The organism is Mesorhizobium sp. B2-4-6 (genome assembly GCF_006442775.1).
Classification (GTDB): domain Bacteria; phylum Pseudomonadota; class Alphaproteobacteria; order Rhizobiales; family Rhizobiaceae; genus Mesorhizobium.
The window spans coordinates 1,068,763-1,090,003 of sequence record NZ_VFVI01000001.1; the positions used below are offsets into that span (position 1 = coordinate 1,068,763).

General features: G+C 63.4%; 19 protein-coding genes. 15 read left to right on the top strand and 4 right to left on the bottom strand.

The genetic code is table 11. From position 1 onward, the window contains the following. Positions 1-159: 159 nt before the first annotated feature. On the bottom strand, positions 160-1,995 hold the full coding sequence (locus tag FJ957_RS05100; RefSeq protein ID WP_140829167.1) for an ATP-binding protein: 1,836 nt from the start codon (positions 1,993-1,995) through the stop codon (positions 160-162). 152 nt (positions 1,996-2,147) lie between these two features. On the opposite strand from FJ957_RS05100, the gene FJ957_RS05105 reads away from it, so the two are divergent. The 3 genes from FJ957_RS05105 to FJ957_RS05115 are packed head-to-tail and all read left to right on the top strand — an operon-like array spanning position 2,148 to position 3,669. Further along, positions 2,148-2,714, top strand: coding sequence for an XRE family transcriptional regulator (locus tag FJ957_RS05105; protein ID WP_140829169.1), 567 nt, complete (start codon positions 2,148-2,150; stop codon positions 2,712-2,714). 5 nt (positions 2,715-2,719) lie between these two features. Next, a complete protein-coding gene (locus tag FJ957_RS05110) occupies positions 2,720-3,028 on the top strand; it encodes a hypothetical protein (RefSeq protein WP_140829170.1) in 309 nt (102 codons plus the stop codon). Positions 3,029-3,060: 32 nt separating this feature from the next. After that, a complete protein-coding gene (locus tag FJ957_RS05115; protein ID WP_140829172.1) occupies positions 3,061-3,669 on the top strand; it encodes a GNAT family N-acetyltransferase in 609 nt (202 codons plus the stop codon). On the opposite strand, the gene FJ957_RS05120 is transcribed toward FJ957_RS05115, so the two are convergent. Next, positions 3,592-4,476, bottom strand: coding sequence for a LysR family transcriptional regulator (locus tag FJ957_RS05120; RefSeq protein ID WP_181180498.1), 885 nt, complete (start codon positions 4,474-4,476; stop codon positions 3,592-3,594). The genes FJ957_RS05115 and FJ957_RS05120 overlap by 78 nt on opposite strands. Before the next feature lie 111 nt (positions 4,477-4,587). Between FJ957_RS05120 and FJ957_RS05125 the strand changes: the two genes are divergently transcribed. The 3 genes from FJ957_RS05125 to FJ957_RS05135 all read left to right on the top strand — a co-directional run bounded on the left by FJ957_RS05125 (position 4,588) and on the right by FJ957_RS05135 (position 8,148). Then, positions 4,588-5,739: a gamma-butyrobetaine dioxygenase gene (locus tag FJ957_RS05125; protein WP_140829174.1), complete on the top strand. Its 1,152-nt coding sequence runs from the start codon at positions 4,588-4,590 to the stop codon at positions 5,737-5,739. Then, complete coding sequence (locus FJ957_RS05130; RefSeq protein WP_140829176.1) at positions 5,736-6,326, top strand: HD domain-containing protein; 591 nt, start codon at positions 5,736-5,738, stop codon at positions 6,324-6,326. Before FJ957_RS05125 ends, FJ957_RS05130 begins: the two co-directional genes overlap by 4 nt. 661 nt (positions 6,327-6,987) lie before the next feature. Then, a complete protein-coding gene (locus tag FJ957_RS05135; protein ID WP_140829178.1) occupies positions 6,988-8,148 on the top strand; it encodes a PcfJ domain-containing protein in 1,161 nt (386 codons plus the stop codon). A gap of 53 nt (positions 8,149-8,201) precedes the next feature. Here the strand turns inward: FJ957_RS05135 and FJ957_RS05140 are convergent, their stop codons facing one another. After that, entirely contained in the window at positions 8,202-10,010 is a 1,809-nt protein-coding gene (locus tag FJ957_RS05140) for an NAD(P)/FAD-dependent oxidoreductase (RefSeq protein ID WP_140829180.1), read from the bottom strand. 82 nt (positions 10,011-10,092) lie between these two features. Continuing rightward, a complete protein-coding gene (locus FJ957_RS31750) occupies positions 10,093-10,254 on the bottom strand; it encodes a hypothetical protein (RefSeq protein WP_181180499.1) in 162 nt (53 codons plus the stop codon). A gap of 346 nt (positions 10,255-10,600) precedes the next feature. On the opposite strand from FJ957_RS31750, the gene FJ957_RS05145 reads away from it, so the two are divergent. The 9 genes from FJ957_RS05145 to FJ957_RS05185 all read left to right on the top strand — a co-directional run bounded on the left by FJ957_RS05145 (position 10,601) and on the right by FJ957_RS05185 (position 21,177). Further along, positions 10,601-12,382, top strand: a complete 1,782-nt coding sequence (locus tag FJ957_RS05145) for an acetolactate synthase 3 large subunit (RefSeq protein ID WP_140829182.1) — start codon at positions 10,601-10,603, stop codon at positions 12,380-12,382. Positions 12,383-12,465: 83 nt separating this feature from the next. After that, positions 12,466-13,041 (top strand): acetolactate synthase small subunit, encoded by a 576-nt coding sequence (gene ilvN / locus FJ957_RS05150; RefSeq protein ID WP_140705828.1) that lies wholly within the window; start codon positions 12,466-12,468, stop codon positions 13,039-13,041. Between the two features lie 106 nt (positions 13,042-13,147). After that, positions 13,148-13,744, top strand: coding sequence for a LysE family translocator (locus FJ957_RS05155; protein WP_140829184.1), 597 nt, complete (start codon positions 13,148-13,150; stop codon positions 13,742-13,744). A 321-nt stretch (positions 13,745-14,065) separates the two neighbouring features. Next, a complete protein-coding gene (locus FJ957_RS05160; RefSeq protein WP_140829187.1) occupies positions 14,066-15,364 on the top strand; it encodes an efflux RND transporter periplasmic adaptor subunit in 1,299 nt (432 codons plus the stop codon). After that, entirely contained in the window at positions 15,361-18,516 is a 3,156-nt protein-coding gene (locus FJ957_RS05165) for an efflux RND transporter permease subunit (RefSeq protein WP_140829189.1), read from the top strand. Before FJ957_RS05160 ends, FJ957_RS05165 begins: the two co-directional genes overlap by 4 nt. Positions 18,517-18,576: 60 nt before the next feature. After that, entirely contained in the window at positions 18,577-19,182 is a 606-nt protein-coding gene (gene nthA, locus FJ957_RS05170) for a nitrile hydratase subunit alpha (protein WP_140829190.1), read from the top strand. Next, positions 19,179-19,838: a nitrile hydratase subunit beta gene (gene nthB / locus FJ957_RS05175; protein ID WP_140829192.1), complete on the top strand. Its 660-nt coding sequence runs from the start codon at positions 19,179-19,181 to the stop codon at positions 19,836-19,838. The genes nthA and nthB overlap by 4 nt, the downstream gene beginning before the upstream one ends. Beyond that, positions 19,825-20,169: a nitrile hydratase accessory protein gene (locus tag FJ957_RS05180; RefSeq protein WP_140829194.1), complete on the top strand. Its 345-nt coding sequence runs from the start codon at positions 19,825-19,827 to the stop codon at positions 20,167-20,169. The genes nthB and FJ957_RS05180 overlap by 14 nt, the downstream gene beginning before the upstream one ends. A gap of 114 nt (positions 20,170-20,283) precedes the next feature. Continuing rightward, positions 20,284-21,177: a hypothetical protein gene (locus tag FJ957_RS05185; RefSeq protein ID WP_181180500.1), complete on the top strand. Its 894-nt coding sequence runs from the start codon at positions 20,284-20,286 to the stop codon at positions 21,175-21,177. Positions 21,178-21,241 lie beyond the last annotated feature (64 nt).

A 21,241-nucleotide genomic window follows, 5' to 3' on the forward strand; every position in this document is an offset into this window, starting at 1 on the left:
TGAGGCTGGCCGTCTGGAGGCGCTTTCTGCGCTTCCGGTGCTCACGGACCCAAATGTCCGCTCCGCTCCGGTTCTCGAAAACGGCTCCAGCCGACTCAGCCTGACGAATTTCCGGACGAGATTTACCCATTCAAGCGGGGCTTCAGGCAGAGCGGAAACTCAGTCGTTGAGCTGGCGCATGCCGAAGGTCGAGGGCTTCAGGCCGTAGCGTGTGTCGAAGTCGTCGTCGGGCTGGACGCGGGAAGCGCCGGTGGCCGGCTTCTTGTAGTCCGGGTCGCCGGCCTGGCGGGTCGAGTCCACGGTCTCGGCGAAAGCCATGGACTGCTGCGGCTTCGGCACGTTGCGAAGCCGCTCGACGATCATGGCCAGATCGACGTCGCTGCCATCCACGGAGGGCTCGACCTGCTCGCCTTTCGCGGTGCCGGGGATGAACTGTTGCGGCAGCTTCTCGAATTTCAGCCGCATGGTCGTCGCCACGCCTTCGCCGAAAGCGATGGCTTCGCGCTGCCCCATCGAGGACAGGAAAGCCAGCGTCGAGGCCGAGGAGTCGGCGATCGCCGAGCGGATGATCGCCTGGTCCTGCTCGTTGGCGAGGCGCATGGCGAAAAAGGTCGAGCATTGCGACAGGATGGTCGGGTCGAGCTCGCCCGGGCGCTGGGTGACGACGCCGAGATAGCAGCCATATTTGCGGCCCTCCTTGGCGATACGCGACAGCGCGTGGCGGGTCGGCGCGAAGCCGAGACGCGGGTCGGCGGGCATATAGCGGTGGGCTTCCTCGCAAAGCAGGAGCAGCCTCAGCCGGCCCTCGCTCCACAAGGCCAGGTCGAAGGCCAGGCGCGCCAGCACCGAGCAGACCGAATTGACGACTTCCGAAGGCATGCCCGCCATCTCGAAGCAAGTGACCGGGCGGCCATGGCTGGGAACGCGGAAAATGTTGCCGATCGTTTCGTGGATGGTGTCCTCGATCAGGCGCGAATTGAACATGAAGCGGTAGCGCGGATCGGCCGCCGCCGATTCGATGCGCGTTTTCAGCGACTTCAAGGTCGGTCGGTCGTTCTTGCTTTCGAGCATGCCCATGCGCTCGTCGATCTGCTTGATGAGATCGGCCATGCGGTAAGGCACCGGCGTGTCCGCCGTCAGCGCGTCGCTGCCGCGCCTGACATAGGTGCCGGAACTCGGGTTGCGGTAGAGGTTCTTGGCGGCCGGGATCAGGTCGCGCAGGACATCCACTTCCTCGGGCACCGTCTCGCGGCCGCGAAACAGTACTTCGGCGAACTCCTCCAGCCTGAACATCCAGAACGGCAGGTCGAGCGTCTTGGAATCGACCTTGACGCAATATTCCGGCAGCGAGGCGGCGAACTCGTTATGCGGGTCGAGGATGAGCACACGCAGGTCCGGGCGCGCCTCGATCGTTTTGCGCAACAGCAGCGACACCGCCGTCGATTTGCCGACGCCGGTGGTGCCGACGATGGCGAAATGGCGCGCCAGCGTGTCGTCGATGGCGATGTTGGCATCGATCGCTTCATCCTGCGACAACGTGCCGATGGTCACCGAATGGCGCCCGGCCAGATCGTAGACCGCCTGCAGGTCGCGGCTGCGGATGCTGTGGGCAATGGCGCCGATATGCGGATAGGTGGTGATGCCGCGGTCGAAGACCGGCTTGGCGCCGGGTTCGGCGCCGTCGCGTACCTCGCCGACCAGTTCGACGCTGACCTCGATCGGGTTCTGCCCTCCGTGGTTCCAGGCAAGGTCCGATTTGCCGATGGCATAGACAAGGCCGACCGTTCTTGTCGAACCGAGATTGATGGAGATCATCTTGCCGACGGTCCAAAGGCCGGTGACCGCGCCTTCGGTGTCGTCCGCATGGGCGCTGATGGTGGCGCGCGCGCCGTCGCATTGCACGACATTGCCCAGAATGCGCTTGTCGTTCTGCTGGATGTTGCGGCGTTCCTGCGAGGTTGGCTCCCCGACGGAGGCTTCGCGTTCAACAAACATAATGCCCTGGTCCCATTCCCCTGGAGCGGCAACCCTATCCAATCGGGGTTAAAGTCAGGTGAGGTCGAATGGTGTAGGCAGCGTTAAGCCAACCGCCACAATTCGATCGAACAGCCTCTTCCCAGTGTGAGGAATTCCGATATATTGGACGAATGGATGATATATCGAACGACATTAGTGCCACGATCGGCAGACGGATACGCTCCGAGAGAACGGTGAGGAGCTGGTCGCTGGCCGAATTGGCCGAGCGCTCGGACGTTTCGAAGGCGATGCTGAGCGCCATCGAACGCGGTACGACCAGTCCGACCGCGGCGCTCCTGGTGCGTATCGCGGCGGCCTTCGGCATGACGCTGTCGACGTTGATCGCACGAGCCGAGATGCAGGGCGGCGGCGTTTCACGCAAGGACGACCAGCCGGTCTGGCAGGATCCGGCAACCGGTTACATCAGACGTCATCTGTCGCCGGCATCGCGGATGCCGCTCGAACTGATCAGGGTCAGCCTGCCGGCGGGCGCCAAGGTCAGCCTTCCAGCCGCATCCTACGCCTTCATCAAGCAGCAGATATGGCTGATCGACGGGAGGCTGGACTTCACCGAGGGCGATTTGGTGCACAGGCTCGACCCCGGCGATTGCCTGGCGCTGGGGGCGCCCTCGGATTGTGTCTTTCATGCTCCCGGACCGGATGCGGCGGAGTATCTCGTGGCGCTGGTCAGGGACTGATTGCGATGTCTCGCCGGCCAAAGCGCTCGCATAATGGCGGGCCGCCGCTCGACGACTATGACGGCCCGCCCTGGGGCAAGGGCGACGCTTACATCTTCCTCGCTTGGCGCGCCGCTCACGACAAGGCCTGGAAGGCGCCAAGCCACGCCGTCATGCTGATACGCCTGGAACGGGCCGAGCGGCTCGGGCTGACCTATGAGGAATATACACTCGAGATCCTGGAGCGCGGGCGCCATCTCAACGAGGACGATGCCGACCGTATCGCCGAAATCAGGCGGGCGCGACGACGCAAGCGGCCCAGCCATTTCGAATGACCTCGTTTCCGAGACCTCTGGAGAGCACCAGCATGAACTCCCTTGAAATCCGGGCGTTGATCCACGACGCGGCAACCGCGGCCCACCTGTCCGATCTTTTGATCGAGACGGTCGCCGCCGGCGGATCGGTGAGCTTCATGCATCCATTGTCGCTGGCGGCAGCGCGGGATTTCTGGCGCAAGTCGCTTGCCGCGGCCGCGCGCGGCGAACGGGCGGTGCTCGGTGCATGGCAGGGCGGGGCGCTTGCCGGCACAGTCACGCTGCTGCTCGACTTCCCGCCCAATCAACCGCACCGCGCCGAGATCGCGAAGCTGATGACCGGCCGCGACCATCGCGGCAAAGGCGTCGCGACCGGCCTGATGCGAGCAGTGGAGAAATTGGCCGTCGAGAAAGGTCGTACGCTGCTGGTGCTGGACACGGCGAGCGAAGAGGGCGCGGCCGGGCTTTATGAGAAACTGGGTTTCACGCTGACCGGTGAGATCCCCGATTTCGCGCTCAAGCCGCATGGCGGGCTGACCGGCACCCTTATCTACTGGAAACGGATAGGGATAGCGGCCGACGCGCTATCCCGAAATCCTGGCGATGCGCGACAGAAGCCAGCGGCGAAAATCCTGCTCGGCGCCGGACAGTCGCGACGATGACGGCCTTGTCAGGAAATGACCCGACGGGCTCGAAAGCTCGAAATCCGAAAGCCTGACGAGAGCATTGTCCCTGAGCGCAGCGTCGACCAGCGGCCGGGAGCCGAGCAGCGCTCCGGCGCCGGTCTTGGCCGCTTCCAAGGCGGCGACGAAACTGTCGAAGCGATGCGAGCGCCGGGAATGGCCGGCAAGCCCCGCGGCGGCAAACCATTCCGCCCACATTTCGCGCGCGCCTGCCACCAGGAGCAGCGGCAGCGATGTCCAATCGCCACCATGGGCGAGCGTTGGAGCCGCGACCGGAACAAGCCGCTCGACGGTCAGCCGGTCGGCCTCTCGACCGGGAAAGGACCCGTTGCCGAAGCGTATGTCGAGCGCCGAGCCCGGCTGGTCGTAGTCGGTCGGCCGATGGATGGTCACCAGATCGAGCCTGACGCGCGGCAGCGCCTTTGCCAGGTCTGGAAGAGCCGGGACCAGCACCAGCAGTGCGAAGGAAATGGGGACGCGGATACCGACAGTCTGCACTGCGCGCGGCTCGAACAGCTCGTTCGTGCTGTTGCCAATGGTCGCGAATGCCGACTGGATGTGGGGGAGGTAGGCCGCGCCTTCCGGCGACAGAGCCACGCCGCGCGCCAAGCGCGCGAACAATCGCGTCCTCAGCCGCTCTTCCAGGAAACGGATGTGCTGGCTGACCGCGGCCTGGGTGAGCCCGAGCTCGGCGGCCGCGGCGGTGAAATTCGACAGGCGGGCGGCGGCCTCGAAACTGCGCAGCCAGTCGAGCGGAGGCATCGTGTCGAAAGATCTTCCAGCCATCACAAATTTAATGCCATTACCCACAAAACGATAATTTGAATTATGCCGTCGGTGAAGCCACCATGCAATCCGTACCTGCGGTGGCGTTAAGAGGATGGGAGCTTTCAGGATATGTTGACGTCGGTAACGCTGGGCGACGACGGACGAACGATCGAGCTTGGCTGGAAAGACGGAACGGTGAGCCGCTTCCACGCCATGTGGCTGCGCGACAATGCGCTGGACGACAAGACGCGCAGCACCGGCAACGGCCAACGGCTGATCACCATTCTCGACATTCCGGCCGAGACGCGGATCGGCTCAGCCTCGATCGAGGGCGAGTTGCTCGAAGTCACGTTCGCTCCCGAAGGCAAGAGCGTCGGCTTTCCCGCCGGCTGGCTGCGCAGCCATGCCTATGATCGCCAGGAGGCTCGCGAGCCCGGCTGGACGGGAGGCGACATACAGCGCTGGACGAAAGCCTCGATGCAGAATTCCGTGCCGCGTGCGGCCTATGCCGACGCCAGCCGGGACGGCAATGTGCTGCTGCGATGGCTGGCCGCTGTCCGCAGCTACGGCTTTGCCGTCATGGACGGCCTGCCTGCCGAATCCGGTTCGCTGTGCAAGGTGGCCGATCTGTTCGGCTATATCAGGGAGACCAATTACGGGCGCTGGTTCGAGGTGCGCGCCGAGGTCAATCCGAACAATCTCGCCTACACCAATCTCGGCCTGCAGGCGCATACCGACAATCCCTACCGCGATCCGGTGCCGACGCTGCAGATCCTGGCCTGCATCGAGAACACAGTCGAAGGCGGCGAATCCAGCGTCGTCGACGGGTTCGCGGTGGCGGCGGCGCTTCAGGCGGAAAACCCCGACGGCTTCCGGCTGCTCTCTGCCTATCCGGCGCGCTTCGCATATGCCGGCTCGTCGGGCGTGCGGCTCCAGTCCAAGCGGCCGATGATCGAGCTTGGACCTGATGGCGAGCTCATCTGCATCCGCTTCAACAACCGCTCGCTGGCGCCGGTCGTGGATGTGCCGTTCGCCGAGATGGACAAGTATTATGCGGCCTACCGCCGGTTCGCCGAACTGATCGAGGATCCGGCCTTCGAGGTGAAGTTCAAGCTCGAGGCGGGGCAGTCCTTCATCGTCGACAACACGCGTGTCATGCATGCGCGCAAGGCCTTTTCCGGCGGCGGCAAGCGCTGGCTGCAGGGCTGCTACGCCGACAAGGACGGCCTGCTTTCGACGCTTGCCGCGCTCGAACATGGTTTCAAGGAGGCGGCGGAATGAACCCGAACGAATTGAACACGGGCAACGTCGTCGAATTCATCGCCGATATCTTCGAGCGCCGCGGGGCCGAGTCCTATCTCGGCGAGCCCGTCACCATGTCGGAACATATGCTGCAGGGCGCGTGGCTGGCCGAGCAGGACGGCGCGCCGGAGGAGCTTGTCGCGGCGGCGCTGCTGCACGATATCGGCCACTATACCAGCGAGTTCGGCACCTATTCGCCCGACGACGTCGAGGACAAGCACCATGACGAGGCGGGCGGCGAGGTGCTTGCGCCCTTCTTTCCGCCGGTCATCGTCGAGTGCGTCAGGCTGCACGTCTCGGCCAAGCGCTATCTGTGCGCCACCGATCCGACCTATTTCGGCAAGCTGTCGCCGGCCTCGGTGCATACGCTGTCGCTGCAGGGCGGGCCGATGAGCGCGGAGGAAGTGGCCGAGTTTCGCAGCAATCCCTTCCACGACGAAGCGGTGCGGGTGCGCATGTGGGACGAGGGCGGCAAGGTCGCCGACATGAAGACGCGCGCCTTTCGCGATTACGTGCCGCTGCTGGAGCGCGTGGTGAAGAAGTTCGCGGCGGAAAAGGCGGCCTAGCCGAGTATAACCGGATTGGATACCGGCCAGACGGCTCCCGCGACCGCCTCCAGGTTGCAAGTGTTCGCGCCAATTGCGTCCAGTCCGAATGGGCGGAATGTCGAGGCCTCGTTCGAACCCGGCGATGCCGAGCATAGCCGGCGCCTTGCTGTCGTGCTCAAACAGATGTATTAGCCGCGCCCTACATGCGGCCAGTTGGTTTTCAATGGCCGTGCCGGCACCCACAACGCTTTTGATGGAGGCGACGATGAGATCCTGTTCACGCATTACGCGCCTTCGCGGCGGACGGACCGGTTGACCCGCTACCACGGGTTTCAAACTTCCTGACGATGCGAGCGCCGACCGCGATCCGCGGTGGGCAGTTATCTTTTCCGTGCGGTCGACCGTGCGGGGCCAACGACGGTGAGCTGAGCGCTTCCCGCGAACGATGCCGGCGGCCTGGAAGCCTCAGATGCGCCTTTGCAACACTCAAGCAGGCTATTGTAAACATTGAGAGAATGGCGCTTGCGTCATCTTTGCTCGGACCCTAGAGAGCCCGCCATCCATAACCCGTCGTCCCTGAGAGGAGACCTGTCAATGACCCCGCAATCCAGATCGTCACGATCCGTGCCGACGCTGGAAATGCGCGCGGCTGACAAGGTTCCAATAGGGAAGAACGGCCATGGCAAGGTCCATGATCCAGCGCAGGCAGGACGCCGAGCGCGAACGCATTGAAGCTTATGATGCAAGGCTGCGGCAGGTTTTCGCCGCCACGCGTCCCGTTCCGGATTTCGAGCGGGCGCTGGACGATGCACGCTCGGGCTTTGCCGGCATGGCGATCCGCGACGGCGCGCTGTGGCGTCCGAAGCTGAAGACGCGCGACCGTGCGCGACTGCGGCTGGCCGCGGCACGTTATCTCTATGCGCGTTATCCGGTTTCGGCCGCGCTCGAGAGCGTCTGGCTGGACAGCGCGGGCCTAGACGCCAACGAGATTGCGTTTCGCAAGTCCTGGTATGTGACGATCGCGCGTGGCGACTCGCTCTACAAGGCCGGCGCCAACGCATGGCTGTCGCGCAAGGAGGTGCATTGCTTCCTCAACGTGTCCGGCGACATTGGTTTCGCCGAGGCGTTCTGGCTGGCGATTGCCCGGTCCTACACGGACGACCAGGGACTGGCGGCTCGGCTTGCGCGTACCAAAATCGCGCGCACGCCGCGCCACGAGTTGGCATTCTGGCGCGAGGTGGCTCGCTTCTTCTGCGGATATTCCGCCTCGAAGGAGGAGATCGACGATCTGTGCGACTACATCGGCGCCATGCATCAGCGTGGTGCGGCCTACAGCCTGAAGGGGCGCACGCTTGCCTCGCTGCGCCGGCAGATGTTGGACTGGCATCGCGACATCGCCGCGATCGAGCGCATCGAGGCCATGCGCCGGCGTGCCGCCGGACGCAACCAGCGAGGCGCCGGAACGCCGGCCGAGCGCGGTGCCTGGGACGGCTCGCGCCTCGAGGACTGGGAATGGCAGCCATCGGCGAAGGAGGCGACGGTGCGCGGCGAGCGCTTCTTCGTCCGACAGCTCAAGACGGCCGAGGATCTGGTCGCCGAGAGCCGCGCGATGCATCACTGCGTGTCGATGTACGCGGCCAAATGCATCGCCGGCAACGCCTCGATCTGGGTGTTGCGGCGTACGGCGCTGGGCAAGATCGAGCGGCTCCTGACGATCGAGCTCGATCCGCAGAACCGCGCGGTCCAGGTGCGCGGTTTTGGCAACCGTCTGGCCTTGCCGGAGGAGCGCAAGGTTGTCGAGCGTTGGGCCAAGGCGAGGGGCGTGGTGCTCAGGGCCTGAACTGAGACCCGCGCGGCGGAGACGCCGCGCGGGTCTTTTGCACGGGCGGGCAGCTATCCCTTGTGATAGACCTCCTGCAGCCCATAGACAGGTGTCGGCAAGCCGACCTGCCTGGCCTTGAGCTGCAGCGACAGATATTGCGAGTAGTGGCGTGACTGGTGGAGGTTGCCGCCATGGAACCACAGCGCTTGCTGCTGCGTCGGCTTCCACATGTTGCGCTGCTCGCCTTCCCAGGGGCCGGGGTCCTTGGTGGTGCCGGAACCCAAACCCCAGACCTTGCCGACCTTGTCGGCGACGTCCTGCGAGATGAGGTCCGCGGCCCAGCCGTTCATCGAGCCGTAGCCGGTCGCATAGATCACCAGGTCGGCCGGCAATTCGGTGCCGTCGACGAATTTGACGCCGGTTTCGGTGAGTTCCTGCACCGCGGCGCCTGGCCCGCTCTTCAGCTTGATCGAACCGTCGATGACGAGGTCGCAGGCGCCGACGTCGATGTAATAGCCGGACCCGCGTCGCAGGTATTTCATGAACAGGCCCGAGCCGTCGTCGCCCCAGTCGAGCATGAAGCCGGCCTTTTCCAGATCCGCGTAGAACTTCGCGTCGCGCTCCTTCATCTGCTCGTAAAGCGGGATCTGGAACTCGTGCAGGATGCGGTAGGGGAGCGATGCGAAGATCATGTCGGCCTTGCGCGTCGTCATGCCGTTCTCGACCGCTTGCTCGGAGTAGAGCGCGCCGAGGCCGATATCCATCAGCGTGTCGGATTTCACGATGTGCGTGGACGAGCGCTGCACCATGGTCACGTCGGCACCACCTTCCCACAGCGCCGCGCAGATGTCGTGCGCCGAGTTGTTGGAGCCGATGACCACCACCTTCTTGCCGCGGTACTTGTCCGGGCCGGGATGGGTCGAGGAGTGCTGCTGCTCGCCCTTGAAGATGTCCTGGCCCTTGTATTTCGGCCAGTTGGCCTTGCCCGACATGCCGGTCGCCAGCACCAGCTGCTTCGGCTTCAGCACAATCTCCTTGCCGTCGCGCTCGACAACGATCGTCCATTCCTTGGCCTTCTCGTCATATTTGGCGGATTTCGCTGATGTGGAGCTCCAATAGTTGAGCTCCATCACCTTGGTGTACATTTCCAGCCAGTCGCCGATCTTGTCCTTCGGCGCGAAGACCGGCCAGTTCTTCGGAAAGTCGATATAGGGCAGGTGATCGTACCAGACCGGGTCATGCAGGCAGAGCGACTTGTAGCGCTTGCGCCAGGAGTCGCCTGGGCGTTCGTCCTTCTCGATGATGATGGCCGGCACGCCGAGTTGTTTCAGCCTGGCTCCAAGAGCAATTCCACCCTGGCCGCCGCCGATGATGACGACATAGGGTTGCTTGGTATGACCGAGCTCGGCGATCTCGTCGTCGCGCTCCTCGCGCCACGTCTTGCGGTCCTTGCCATGGCCATGCTTGGCGCCGAGCGGGCGGGTGAAGCCCGCTTTCTCCTCATGGCCTTTCAGCTCCGCCATCGTCGTGAGCAGGGTCCAGATCAGGTCGCCCTTGAACCGCACGAGGCCAAAGCCGCGCGCCACGCTCGTCTCGAAGGTGATCCAGGCGGTGATGATGCCGCCGTCCTCGCTTGCTTCCTCACCTTTGGCCACCGCCCAGCCGGTGGGTTTGGTGCTGGCCAGCGTTGCCCGCAGCATGTCGCGGACCTGTTCTTGACCTTCCATCGTCTTCAGGTTCCAAGTGAAGGTGACGAGGTCGCGCCAGTAGCAGTCGGCCTGGAAGCAGTTGACGGCGCTGTCGATGTCGCCGGCTTCCAGTGCCTTGCCGAACTTGTCGAGCAGCGCCTGCGCCTTGGTGGTGGGTGTTCTCTCGAGCATTTGTTGTCCTCCACTTGCTAGAGTCCGGCATGAGCAGTAGGCGGCGTGCCAATCGTGGCGCTCATGAGGGATTACAATGAAATCAATCCGTTAGGACGATATAGGCATCCGTCGGCCGCGCCGCGTCGAGCCGATGGGTATCGATGCAACGCAGCCAGGATTGAACGACGATGTCGTCGCGGGCCGATCGCGCGCCGGACAACACCTGCTCGATCTCGCGGATATGCTCCCGTTCGCCAGCCATGCGTCCTCCTCGCACGTCCTTTGTCAGCGCATAGTGGTGCGTCGGACAGGCACGCTCAACTGTACTATGGTAGCTGTGCGATGGGAGCGCGCTCCGACGCCGTTCTCACAGGCGGGTGAATTCGCGCCGGACCCCATTGACGAGCCCGCGTTTTCGCCCTTATTGTCCGCGCCCATGAAAACGGCACTCATTCTCGTAGGCAGGCGCGTGGGCAAGGCGGTGTAACCGCCGGGCGAAAACCTCCCATGCGCGTCACACAGGCTCCCTCGGGGGCCTTTTTTATTGCCTGAAACACGACTAAACGACCAGCAAATCGCCAGATGGCGGACAGTACGGGACCAGACCGATGAGCAACGGACAGAACGAGCGGCGCGAAATGACAGGCGCCGAAATGGTGGTGCAAGCGCTGAAGGACAACGGCGTCAAGCATGTCTTCGGCTATCCGGGCGGCGCCGTTCTCCCAATTTATGATGAAATTTTTCAACAAGACGATGTCGAGCACATCCTGGTCCGGCACGAGCAGGGCGCCGGCCATGCCGCCGAAGGCTATGCGCGCTCGACCGGCAAGGCCGGCGTCATGCTGGTGACGTCCGGTCCCGGCGCCACCAACGCGGTGACGCCGCTGCAGGACGCGCTGATGGATTCCATTCCGCTGGTCTGCCTCACCGGCCAGGTGCCGACATCGCTGATCGGCTCCGACGCATTCCAGGAATGCGACACCGTCGGCATCACGCGCCCCTGCACCAAGCACAACTGGCTGGTGAAGGACGTCAACGAACTCGCCGCCACCATCCATGAGGCTTTCCATGTCGCGACCACCGGCCGTCCCGGCCCGGTCGTGGTCGACATTCCCAAGGACGTGCAGTTCGCCAGGGGCATTTATGTGCCGCCGCAGACGGCGCCGCGCACCAGCTATCAACCCAAGGTCCAGGGCGACCTGGAGAAGGTGAAGGCCGCCGTCGAGTTGATGGCAGCCGCCAAGAAGCCGATCATCTATTCGGGCGGCGGCGTCATCAATTCCGGTCCGGAAGCGAGCCACTTGCTGCGCGAGCTGGTCGACCTCACCGGCTTCCCGATCACCTCGACGCTGATGGGACTCGGCGCCTATCCGGCGTCGGGCAAGAACTGGGTCGGCATGCTCGGCATGCACGGCACCTATGAAGCCAACATGGCCATGCATGACTGCGACGTGATGATCTGCATCGGCGCGCGCTTCGACGACCGCATCACCGGCCGTCTCAACGCGTTCTCGCCGAACTCGAAGAAGATCCACATCGACATCGATCCGTCCTCGATCAACAAGAACGTTCATACCGACGTACCGATTATCGGCGATGTCGGACGCGTCCTGGAAGACCTGGTGCGGCTGTGGCGGGCGACCGCCAAGACCGACAAGAAGTCGCTCTATCCATGGTGGGAGCAGATCGCGAAATGGCGCGCGCGGGACTCGCTCGCCTACAAGATGAACAACGACGTCATCATGCCGCAATACGCGATCCAGCGGCTCTACGAGCTGACCAAGGACAAGGACACCTACATCACCACCGAGGTCGGCCAGCACCAGATGTGGGCGGCGCAGCACTATCATTTCGACAAGCCGAACCGCTGGATGACGTCGGGTGGCCTCGGCACCATGGGTTACGGCCTGCCGGCCGCGCTCGGTGTGCAGATCGCGCATCCGGATGCGCTGGTCGTCGACATCGCCGGTGACGCCTCGGTGCAGATGACGATGCAGGAGATGAGCACGGCGGTGCAGTACAATGCGCCGATCAAGATCTTCATCCTGAACAACCAGTATATGGGCATGGTGCGGCAGTGGCAGCAGCTCCTGCACGGCAACCGGCTGTCGCATTCCTATACCGAGGCGATGCCGGACTTCGTCAAGCTGGCGGAGGCCTATGGCGGCCACGGCATACGCTGCGACAAGCCGGACGAGCTCGACGACGCGATCAAGGAGATGATCTCGGTGAAGAAGCCGGTGCTGTTCGACTGCCGCGTGGCGACCTTGGCCAACTGCTTCCCGATGATCCCGTCGGGCAAGGCGCATAACGAGATGCTCCTGCCGGACGAGGCGACCGACGAGGCGGTGGCCAACGCCATCGACGCCAAGGGCAGGGAACTGGTGTAGGCAGCCATCAAGGCGGGGCTATCGAGAGAAAGCCGTGCGCAAACAGAGAATTAGCTCAAAAGTCTGAAATCGAGATTCACCTCATGAACGCACAGCACCTTCAACCGACCGGCTCCGCCTATTTCATCGCCAAGGAAACCGAGAAGCCGGAAACGCACACGCTTTCCGTGCTGGTCGACAACGAGCCGGGCGTGCTTGCCCGCGTCATCGGCCTGTTTTCCGGTCGCGGCTACAACATCGAGAGCCTTACCGTTTCCGAGACCGAGCATGAGAAGCATCTGTCGCGCATCACCATCGTGACGCGCGGCACGCCGCATGTGATGGAGCAGATCAAGCATCAGCTCGAGCGCATCGTGCCCGTGCACCGGGTGGTCGACCTGTCCGTCCGTTCGCAAGAGCTTGGCCAGGAGCGGCCGCTGGAACGCGAGCTCGCGCTGGTCAAGGTCGCCGGCACCGGCGATGCCCGGGTCGAGGCGCTTCGCCTCGCCGATGCTTTCCGCGCCTCGGTCATCGACGCCAACACCGAGCATTTCATCTTCGAGATCACCGGCAAGGGCTCCAAGCTCGACCAGTTCATCGCCATCATGAAGCCGCTCGGCCTGGTCGAGATCTGCCGCACCGGCGTCGCCGCGATGAACCGCGGCCCACAGGGAATGTGAACAGGACGACCGTCCTGTTTCAAGCTTTGGCACGGCGGTTGCCCGTCTCTGGCTTTTTGCGCATTTGCTAAAGGGACAGTAAGGCTGACATATTCGGGAGGATAACATGTCGCTCGACACATTCCTTGCCCTGTTGGTCTATGCCTTCGTGACTTCGATCACGCCGGGGCCGAACAACCTGATGCTGCTCGCTTCCGGCGTCAATTTCGGTATCGCCAGGACGGTTCCGCACATGCTGGGCATCAGCATCGGTTTTCTGGTCCTGCTGCTCGCCGTCGGCTTCGGGCTCGGCACGGTGCTGACGGCGTTGCCGGCGCTGCATACGGCCCTGAAGATCGCGGGCGCCGCCTATCTGCTCTACCTCGCCTGGAAGATCGCCATGTCGCGCTCGATAAGCGACGGAAAAGGGGCGGAGGGGCGGCCGATGCGCTTCATCGACGCCGCTGCGTTCCAGTGGGTCAATCCCAAGGCATGGGTGATGGCCATCACCGCAATGGCCGTCTACACCAATTCCGATCGCCCGTTCGTCTCGGTGGCGCTGATCTCGATCGCCTTCACCATCGTCAACCTGCCCAGCGTCTCGGTGTGGGCCGGCTTCGGCACGGCGCTGCGCGGCTTCCTGTCGGATCCGGTGCGGCTGAAATGGTTCAACATCGCCATGGGTCTATTGCTGGCGGCGACGCTGTGGCCGATGCTGCGCTAGTAAAGATGTGTTGATACTCAGGTGATGCCGGTCCACGGCTTCCCGTCTCACCTGTATTGAATACGCTCGCCCCGTTCCCGGAAGGGCATGTCTGGCCTGATTTTCGGCCTACTTTCGATTGGATGAGGGCACCTGGTCCTGCTCATTTGCCGGCTGCCCAACATTTGTGCACTGCACATTAAATCTTCGTAATCCCGCGTTTTGGCCCTTTTCCGCCAAAGCCTTGTCCTATCTATTCGGCGAAAATCGCGGCGAAGGGCCGTGAATCGAGCTAAGATGGACCACCGGGATCGGCGTGTCGGGTAGAGGGCTTGTTTGTCGATGCGCGGAAAAATCGCCTTTGCAGTTGTAGCGGTCGCCTGTCTGGCGGGCGCCGGGCTCTATTTTTCGCCCACGACCTTGGCCAGGGTCCAGGAACTCATTTCGGGCAAGCAAGCCGCTGCGGACAAGACGGCAAGCGCTGACAAAACAGGGGGCAGCGACAAGACGGCCAATGCGTCGGACACTGCAAAAGGCGGCGGGGGGCGTTCAGCCTCGATCGTTGCGGCGACCGCGACGACCGCTGATTTCCCGATACGCCGCTATGCCATCGGCTTCGTCTCGTCGCCGGCGGTGGTGAGCATCAATGCCCGTGTTTCCAGCCAGATCGTGTCGATCGCGGTCAGGGACGGGCAGATGGTCAAGGCCGGCGACCTTCTCATTTCGCTCGATGACCGTGCGCTGAAGGCGCAACTTGCCAAGGACCAGGCGACGCTGGTCAAGGACCAGGCGATGCTGGTGAGCGCCCAGGCCGATCTGCAGCGCGCCAAGGACCTCGTCGCCAAGCAGGCCGGCACGCAGCAGACCTACGATCAGGCGCTGGCGGCGCAGAAGGCCGCGGCCGCCACCATCGACGCCGACAAGGCGACCATCGATGCCGACACCGTGCAATTGAGCTACGCGACCATCTCGGCGCCGATCGCGGGCCGGCTCGGGGCCGTCAACGTCTCGGTGGGCGATCTCGTCACCACCAGCAACGGCAACTCGAGCAACTCGACGCCGCTGGTCACCATCACGCAGATAGACCCGCTGCAGGTGAACTTCACGCTGCCCGAGAGCAACCTTGCCCTGTTGCACAAGGCGCTCGCCGACCCGCAGCAAGGCGACGTGACGCTGACCAAGGACGGCGATCCCACGCCGATCGGCAAGGGCACGCTCGACTTCGTCGATTCCAGCGTCGATACGGCTTCCGGCACCATCGCCACGCGGGCGAGCATACCGAATTCGGATCTTTCGCTGTGGCCCGGGCAATATGTGAACGTGGTGCTCGAGGCCGGCACGATGCCGCAGATGACCTCGGTTCCGACGGTCGCGGTGCAGCCCAGCCAGAAGGGTCCGTTCGTCTATGTGGTCAAGCCGGACAACACGGTGGAGATGCGGCCGGTGCAGGTGGCGCTGACGGAGGGCCAAAACAGCGCCATCAGCGATGGTCTCAAGAGCGGCGAGAAGGTCGTCATCGAAGGCCAGACACGATTGAAAAACGGCGCGGCGGTGCATGAAGGCAAAACCGCGACCGGATCCGGTGACCATGCATCGCCCAAGGTCGCGGAGGCCGACAAGGCCGGCGGGGCGAGCCAATGATCTCCGAATTCTGCATCCGCAAGCCCGTCGCCACCCTTTTGATGTCGTTCGCCCTCATTCTGGGCGGTATTTTTGCCTACAAGTTCCTGCCGGTGGCGGCGCTGCCCAGCGCCGAATTTCCGGTGGTCAACGTTTCGGCCAGCTTGCCCGGCGCCTCGCCGGAGACGATGGCGACATCGGTGGCGACGCCGCTGATCAAGCAATTCGCGACGATCGCCGGCATCGATTCGATCTCGACGACCAATTCGCTCGGTCAGACCTCGATCGCCATCCAGTTCGTGCTCAACCGCAACATCGACGCCGCCGCGGCGGACGTGCAGGCCGCCATCGCGCGCACGCAGAAATCGCTGCCGCCGCAGATGACGTCGCCGCCGAGCTACCGCAAGGTCAATCCGGCCGACGCGCCGATCCTTCTGATGTCGCTGGTCAGCGACACGGTCCCGCTTACTGATCTCGACGCCTTTGCCGAAAACGTCATCTCGCCGTCGCTGTCGACCATCGACGGCGTGGCGCAGGTCTCGATCTATGGTCAGCAGAAATATGCCGTGCGCATCCAGATCGATCCGACCGCGCTTGCAGCACGCGGCATCTCCATCGATCAGTTGCAGGCTGCGATCGCTTCGGCCAACAGCAACACGCCGCTGGGCGTTCTGCAGAACAGCAAGCAGCAGCTTACGATCACGGCCAACACCCAGCTCGACAACGCCGCCGGTTTCTCCAACCTGATCATCGCCACCAAGAATGGTCACCCTGTGCGATTGGGCGATGTGACCCGCGTCGTCGATTCGGTCGAAACCACGACGACGGCAAGCTGGTATGATGGCACGCGCGCCATCATCCTTGCAGTCCAGCGCCAGCCCGACGCCAACACCGTCGAGGTGGTCGACAAGGTCAAGGCGATGCTGCCGTCCTTCCAGGAGCAGATGCCGGCCGCGGCTCAGATCAAGCTTCTCAACGACCGGTCGACCTCGATCCGGCAAGCCGTCGACGACGTCCAGTTCACGCTGCTTTTGACCATCGCGCTGGTGGTGTTGGTGATCTTCGTCTTCCTGCGCCGGGTGACGGCGACCATCATCCCGGCCGTGGCGGTGCCGATCTCGCTGATCGCCACGCTCGGCGCCATGTTCCTGTTCGGATTCTCGATCGACAACATCTCGCTGATGGGCCTGACATTGGCGGTGGGTCTTGTGGTCGACGATGCCATCGTCATGCTGGAAAACATTTTCCGACACATGGAAGAAGACGGGCTGTCGGCCTTCGACGCGTCACTGAAAGGCGCGCGCGAAATCGGCTTCACCATCATCTCGATCTCGATTTCGCTGGTGGCGGTGTTCATTCCGGTGCTTCTGATGGGCGGCGTCATCGGCCGCATATTCAACGAATTCGCCGTCGTGGTGACCGTCGCCATCCTGGCCTCGATGTTCGTGTCGCTGACGCTGACGCCGATGTTGTGCTCGCGGCTGCTGTCGGTGACAAAGGCGGATCGCGAGAAGCACGTTCCCGGCCACAAGCATGACCTCATCACGCGCAGCTATGACCGGCTACTGGGATTCTGCCTTCGGCATACCTTCCTGGTGTTCCTCGTCTTCGTCGTCACGGCTGCCGCGTCGGTCTGGCTGATCGAGGTTTCGCCGAAAGGCTTCTTCCCGCAGGAGGACATCAGCCAGATCTCGGTTTCCACACTTGCGCGCCAGGACATTTCTTTCGATGCCATGGTCAAGCTGCAAGGGCAGGTTGCCGACGTTTTTTCGCATTCGCCCTATGTGACGCATGTCGCCTGGTCGGTGGGCGGTGGCCAAAGCGCGCTCAATCAAGGCCGGCTCTATGTGCAGTTGAAGGACAAGAGCCAGCGCCCCGACATCGAGAAGGTCCAGGCCGATCTGAGGCGACAGCTTTCGAACGTGGCTGGCATCGAGGCCTATATGCAGCCGGTGCAGAATCTCAGGCTGGGCTCGCGGTCGTCGGCCAGCGCCTACCAGCTCGTGGTGCAGAGCCTCGATACCGGTCAGGCCGATATCTGGGCGCAGAAGCTCGATGACGCGATGGTGGCCGACCACGCGCACTTTACGGATGTCACCAGCGATCTGCAGAACAATGCGCTGCAGGCTTCTTTGGTGATCGACCGTGACAAGGCCGCCCAGCTCGGCATCGACACCGACACGCTGCGCACGGCTCTCTATGGCGGGTTCGGCACCGATCAGGTGTCGACGATCTTCGGTTCGGCAGATAGCTATGAGGTCGTCACCGAGCTCGATCCCAAGATCAACTGGTCGCCGGAGCGAATGCTGGCCATCCAGATGCGGACGTCCAGCGGCAGCCTGGTGCCGCTCGGCGCCTTCGCGCATGTCGACCGCACGGCCGGCGCGCTGACGGTCAACCAGCTCGGCCAGCTTCCGGCGGTGACGATCTCCTACAATCTGCCGCAGGGGGTGTCGCTGGGCGACACGGTGACCCGCATCGATCAGCTCAAGGAGCAGATCGGCATGCCGAAGGAGATCTCGACCACCTTCGCCGGCACGGCCAAGACGTTCCAGGATTCGCTCGCCAACCAGGGTCTGCTGATCGGCGGCGCGATCCTGACGATCTACATCGTTCTCGGCATGCTCTATGAGAGCTTCATCCACCCTCTGACCATCCTCACCGGCCTGCCGTCGGCGGTGCTCGGCGCGTTGATTGCACTGCGCTTCGCCGGCATGGACCTGTCGGTGATCGCGGTGATCGGCATCCTGATGCTGATCGGCATCGTCAAGAAGAACGGCATCATGATGGTCGACGTGGCGCTGGAGCTCAGGCGTCAAGGCATGTCGGCGAAGGAGTCCATCCACAAGGCCTGCCTGATGCGTTTCCGGCCGATCATGATGACGACGCTTGCCGCGTTGATGGGCACGTTTCCGATCGCGCTCGGCACCGGCGCCAGCGCCGAGTTGCGCCAGCCGCTCGGCGTCGCGGTGGTCGGCGGTCTGCTCGCCTCGCAGGCACTGACGCTGTTCGTCACGCCGGTGATCTACGTCTATTTCGAGAATTTCTCGGGCTGGCTGCTCGGCTTCTTCTCGAAGAAGAGCAGCCCGGAGCTGCATGTGGTGGAAAGCGGCGAGCAGCGCTCGCTGTTCGATACCAACGACGATATCCCGCAAAAGACCGCCGCCGAGTAGGCGGCTCTGGCCCAAGCCGCCATGCTTGCGGCGCGGTGTGGGCAATCGTAACCTCGCGACATGGCCCACGATCATGACCACGACAACGAGCTCGATCCGTTCGCGGCGCGCGTGCGCGCGCTGGAGACGATCCTGACGCAAAAGGGCCTGATCGATCCCGCGGCCATCGACGTCATCGTCGACACCTATGAGACCAAGATCGGTCCGCGCAACGGCGCGCGGGTGGTGGCAAAGGCCTGGAGCGATCCGGCTTACGCCGATTGGCTGAAGCGCGACGCGACCGCGGCGATCGAATCGCTCTCCTATACCGGCCGCCAGGGCGAGCACATGCAGGCGGTGTTCAACACCGAGGAGACGCACAACCTCGTCGTCTGCACGCTCTGCTCCTGCTATCCGTGGTCGGTGCTCGGCCTGCCTCCGGTCTGGTACAAGGCGCCGCCCTACCGTTCGCGGGCGGTGATCGATCCGCGCGGCGTGCTTGAGGAGTTCGGATTGATGCTGCCGGCGCAGAAGAAGATCCGTGTCTGGGATTCGACGGCCGAGCTTCGCTACCTCGTGGTGCCGATGCGGCCCAAGGGAACGGAAGGCTGGAGCGAGGAACAGCTCGGCGGGCTGGTAAGCCGCGATGCGATGATCGGCACGGCGGTCGCGAAGGAACCCGCATGAACGGGCCGCAGGATCTCGGCGGGCAGATGGGTTTCGGGCCGGTCGCGCCCGAGATGGACGAGCCTTATTTCCACGCCGCATGGGAAAGGCGGGCGCTCGGCGTCACGCTCACCGCAGGCGGCATGGGCGCCTGGAACATCGACGAGAGCCGGCATGCGCGGGAATCGCTGCATCCCGCCGATTATTATTCGTCGAGCTACTACCAGATCTGGATCAAGGCGCTGGAGGCGCTGCTGAAGCGCCATGGCTTCGTCACCGAGCGCGACCTTGCCGCCGGCAAGGCGGTCGATGCCGCCGCGACGCCGAAACAGGTGCTGAAGGCGGCGGACGTGCCGGCGGTACTCGCCAAGGGCGGGCCGTGCGACCGTCCCGTCGCCACGCCGGCGCGTTTTCGCGCGGGCGATCGGGTGCGCACCAAGAATTTCAACCCGGCCGGCCATACGCGCCTGCCGCGCTATGCGCGCGGCAAGAACGGGACGATCGAGGCCGTTCGCGGCGGCTTCGTCTTCCCCGACAGCAATGCGCATGGCAAGGGCGAGAACCCGCAATGGGTCTACACAGTGATGTTCGACGGGGCGGAGATCTGGGGCGAGGGCGCCGATCCCACGCTCAGCGTCTCGATCGATGCCTGGGAGAGCTATCTTGAGCCGGCATGACAGTAAGTTGCCGGCTGGTTTTGAAGAGCCGGCCTTCGCCGAGCCATGGCAGGCCGAAGCCTTCGCCCTGACGGTTGCGCTGCACGGCAAGGGCCTGTTTTCGTGGAGCGAGTGGGCGGAGGCCTTGTCGGCAGAGGTCAAGCAGCCGGGCGCCGCGAGCGACGGGCACGATTATTATGAGCACTGGCTGGCGGCGCTGGAAAAGCTTTTGTCGCGAAAGGGGATCGCTGGCAAAGGCGAGGTGGACGAGTTGGCGGCCGCCTGGGAACGCGCCGCGCACGCCACGCCGCATGGCAAGCCGATCATGTTGGAGAATGACCCGGGGCCCTGACGGCAGACTATGTGCTGCTGGACAAAAAAGTCAGTTTATATTTTCGTTACCCCAGTTCGGCTTTGGTATTGGCACCCAGTTGCAAATATTGATACTGCCTGCGACCATGCAACCATGATGAAAGTATTCGGCGCGCCATGGCCTTTGCTGCAAACCGCGATCGATCCGAAGAAGAAGGCCGGTGAGGAGAAGCTGCGCGTCGCCGTGTCGGGGCTGGCAGACGAAGATTCCGACGTCCGTGTCAATTGGGATGAAGAGTCCGGCCAGACTATCGTCGCGGGCAGGGACGAGCGTCACTTGGACATCATCGTCTACCGCCTGCTGCACGAATGGGATCTCGCCTTGAATATCGGCGCACCGCAGGTGGCCCATCGCGAGACGATCACCTACGCGTGCGAACAGGACTACACGCATAAGAGGCAATTCGCAGGGCAGGGGCAGTTCGCCCGCGTCAAGATCCTGTTCGAGCCGAATGGACACAATCCGGAATTCGCGTTTGTGTCGAGGGTTCCCGACGGCACTTTCCCTGGTGATTATGCCGCCGGAGTCGAAAAAGGTGTGCGCACCATCCTAGTCTCGGGTCCCTACGCCGGATTCCCGATGATCGGTATCAAGGCGACGTTGGTGGACGCCGCCTATCATGACACCGACTCCTCGGCTTCCACTTTCGAGATCGCCGGCCGCGCCTGCTTCAAGGAAGCCGCACCAAGGCTCGGCGTGCAACTGCTCGAGCCGATCATGAGGGTCGAGGTGGTGACGCCTCAGGACTATGCCCGAGACATCGTCGGCGATCTGAAAGGCCGCCGCGGCAAGATCGAGAATCAAGAAACCAGCAGCATGCGCGTCATCATCAACGCGACGGTGCCACTCGCCAATATGTTCAAGTTGGAGGATGCGCTCCGATCGTATTCCAAAGGGCAGGCACAGGTGAGCGTCAGGTATGCCAAATATGCTCCTCTTCCTCCCGCGACCCGCGGCCTGCCACCCCCAGTAGGTGCCTATGTCTGATTGCGCGTCATCCGCAGCTGAATTTTCGAACCGGCGCGGGGCCGTTTGTTCTCTTTACGTTCTT

Coding starts and splice junctions, on each gene's coding strand:
- FJ957_RS05110 (WP_140829170.1), top strand. CDS start 2,720: ATGTCTCGCCGGCCAAAGCGCTCGCATAATGGCGGGCCGCCGCTCGAC.
- FJ957_RS05140 (WP_140829180.1), bottom strand. CDS start 10,010: ATGCTCGAGAGAACACCCACCACCAAGGCGCAGGCGCTGCTCGACAAG.
- FJ957_RS05120 (WP_181180498.1), bottom strand. CDS start 4,476: ATGGCTGGAAGATCTTTCGACACGATGCCTCCGCTCGACTGGCTGCGC.
- FJ957_RS31750 (WP_181180499.1), bottom strand. CDS start 10,254: ATGGCTGGCGAACGGGAGCATATCCGCGAGATCGAGCAGGTGTTGTCC.
- nthA (WP_140829190.1), top strand. CDS start 18,577: ATGGCCCACGATCATGACCACGACAACGAGCTCGATCCGTTCGCGGCG.
- FJ957_RS05100 (WP_140829167.1), bottom strand. CDS start 1,995: ATGTTTGTTGAACGCGAAGCCTCCGTCGGGGAGCCAACCTCGCAGGAA.
- FJ957_RS05185 (WP_181180500.1), top strand. CDS start 20,284: ATGATGAAAGTATTCGGCGCGCCATGGCCTTTGCTGCAAACCGCGATC.
- FJ957_RS05125 (WP_140829174.1), top strand. CDS start 4,588: ATGTTGACGTCGGTAACGCTGGGCGACGACGGACGAACGATCGAGCTT.
- FJ957_RS05145 (WP_140829182.1), top strand. CDS start 10,601: ATGAGCAACGGACAGAACGAGCGGCGCGAAATGACAGGCGCCGAAATG.
- ilvN (WP_140705828.1), top strand. CDS start 12,466: ATGAACGCACAGCACCTTCAACCGACCGGCTCCGCCTATTTCATCGCC.
- FJ957_RS05165 (WP_140829189.1), top strand. CDS start 15,361: ATGATCTCCGAATTCTGCATCCGCAAGCCCGTCGCCACCCTTTTGATG.
- FJ957_RS05115 (WP_140829172.1), top strand. CDS start 3,061: ATGAACTCCCTTGAAATCCGGGCGTTGATCCACGACGCGGCAACCGCG.
- FJ957_RS05105 (WP_140829169.1), top strand. CDS start 2,148: ATGGATGATATATCGAACGACATTAGTGCCACGATCGGCAGACGGATA.
- FJ957_RS05155 (WP_140829184.1), top strand. CDS start 13,148: ATGTCGCTCGACACATTCCTTGCCCTGTTGGTCTATGCCTTCGTGACT.
- FJ957_RS05130 (WP_140829176.1), top strand. CDS start 5,736: ATGAACCCGAACGAATTGAACACGGGCAACGTCGTCGAATTCATCGCC.
- FJ957_RS05160 (WP_140829187.1), top strand. CDS start 14,066: ATGCGCGGAAAAATCGCCTTTGCAGTTGTAGCGGTCGCCTGTCTGGCG.
- nthB (WP_140829192.1), top strand. CDS start 19,179: ATGAACGGGCCGCAGGATCTCGGCGGGCAGATGGGTTTCGGGCCGGTC.
- FJ957_RS05135 (WP_140829178.1), top strand. CDS start 6,988: ATGGCAAGGTCCATGATCCAGCGCAGGCAGGACGCCGAGCGCGAACGC.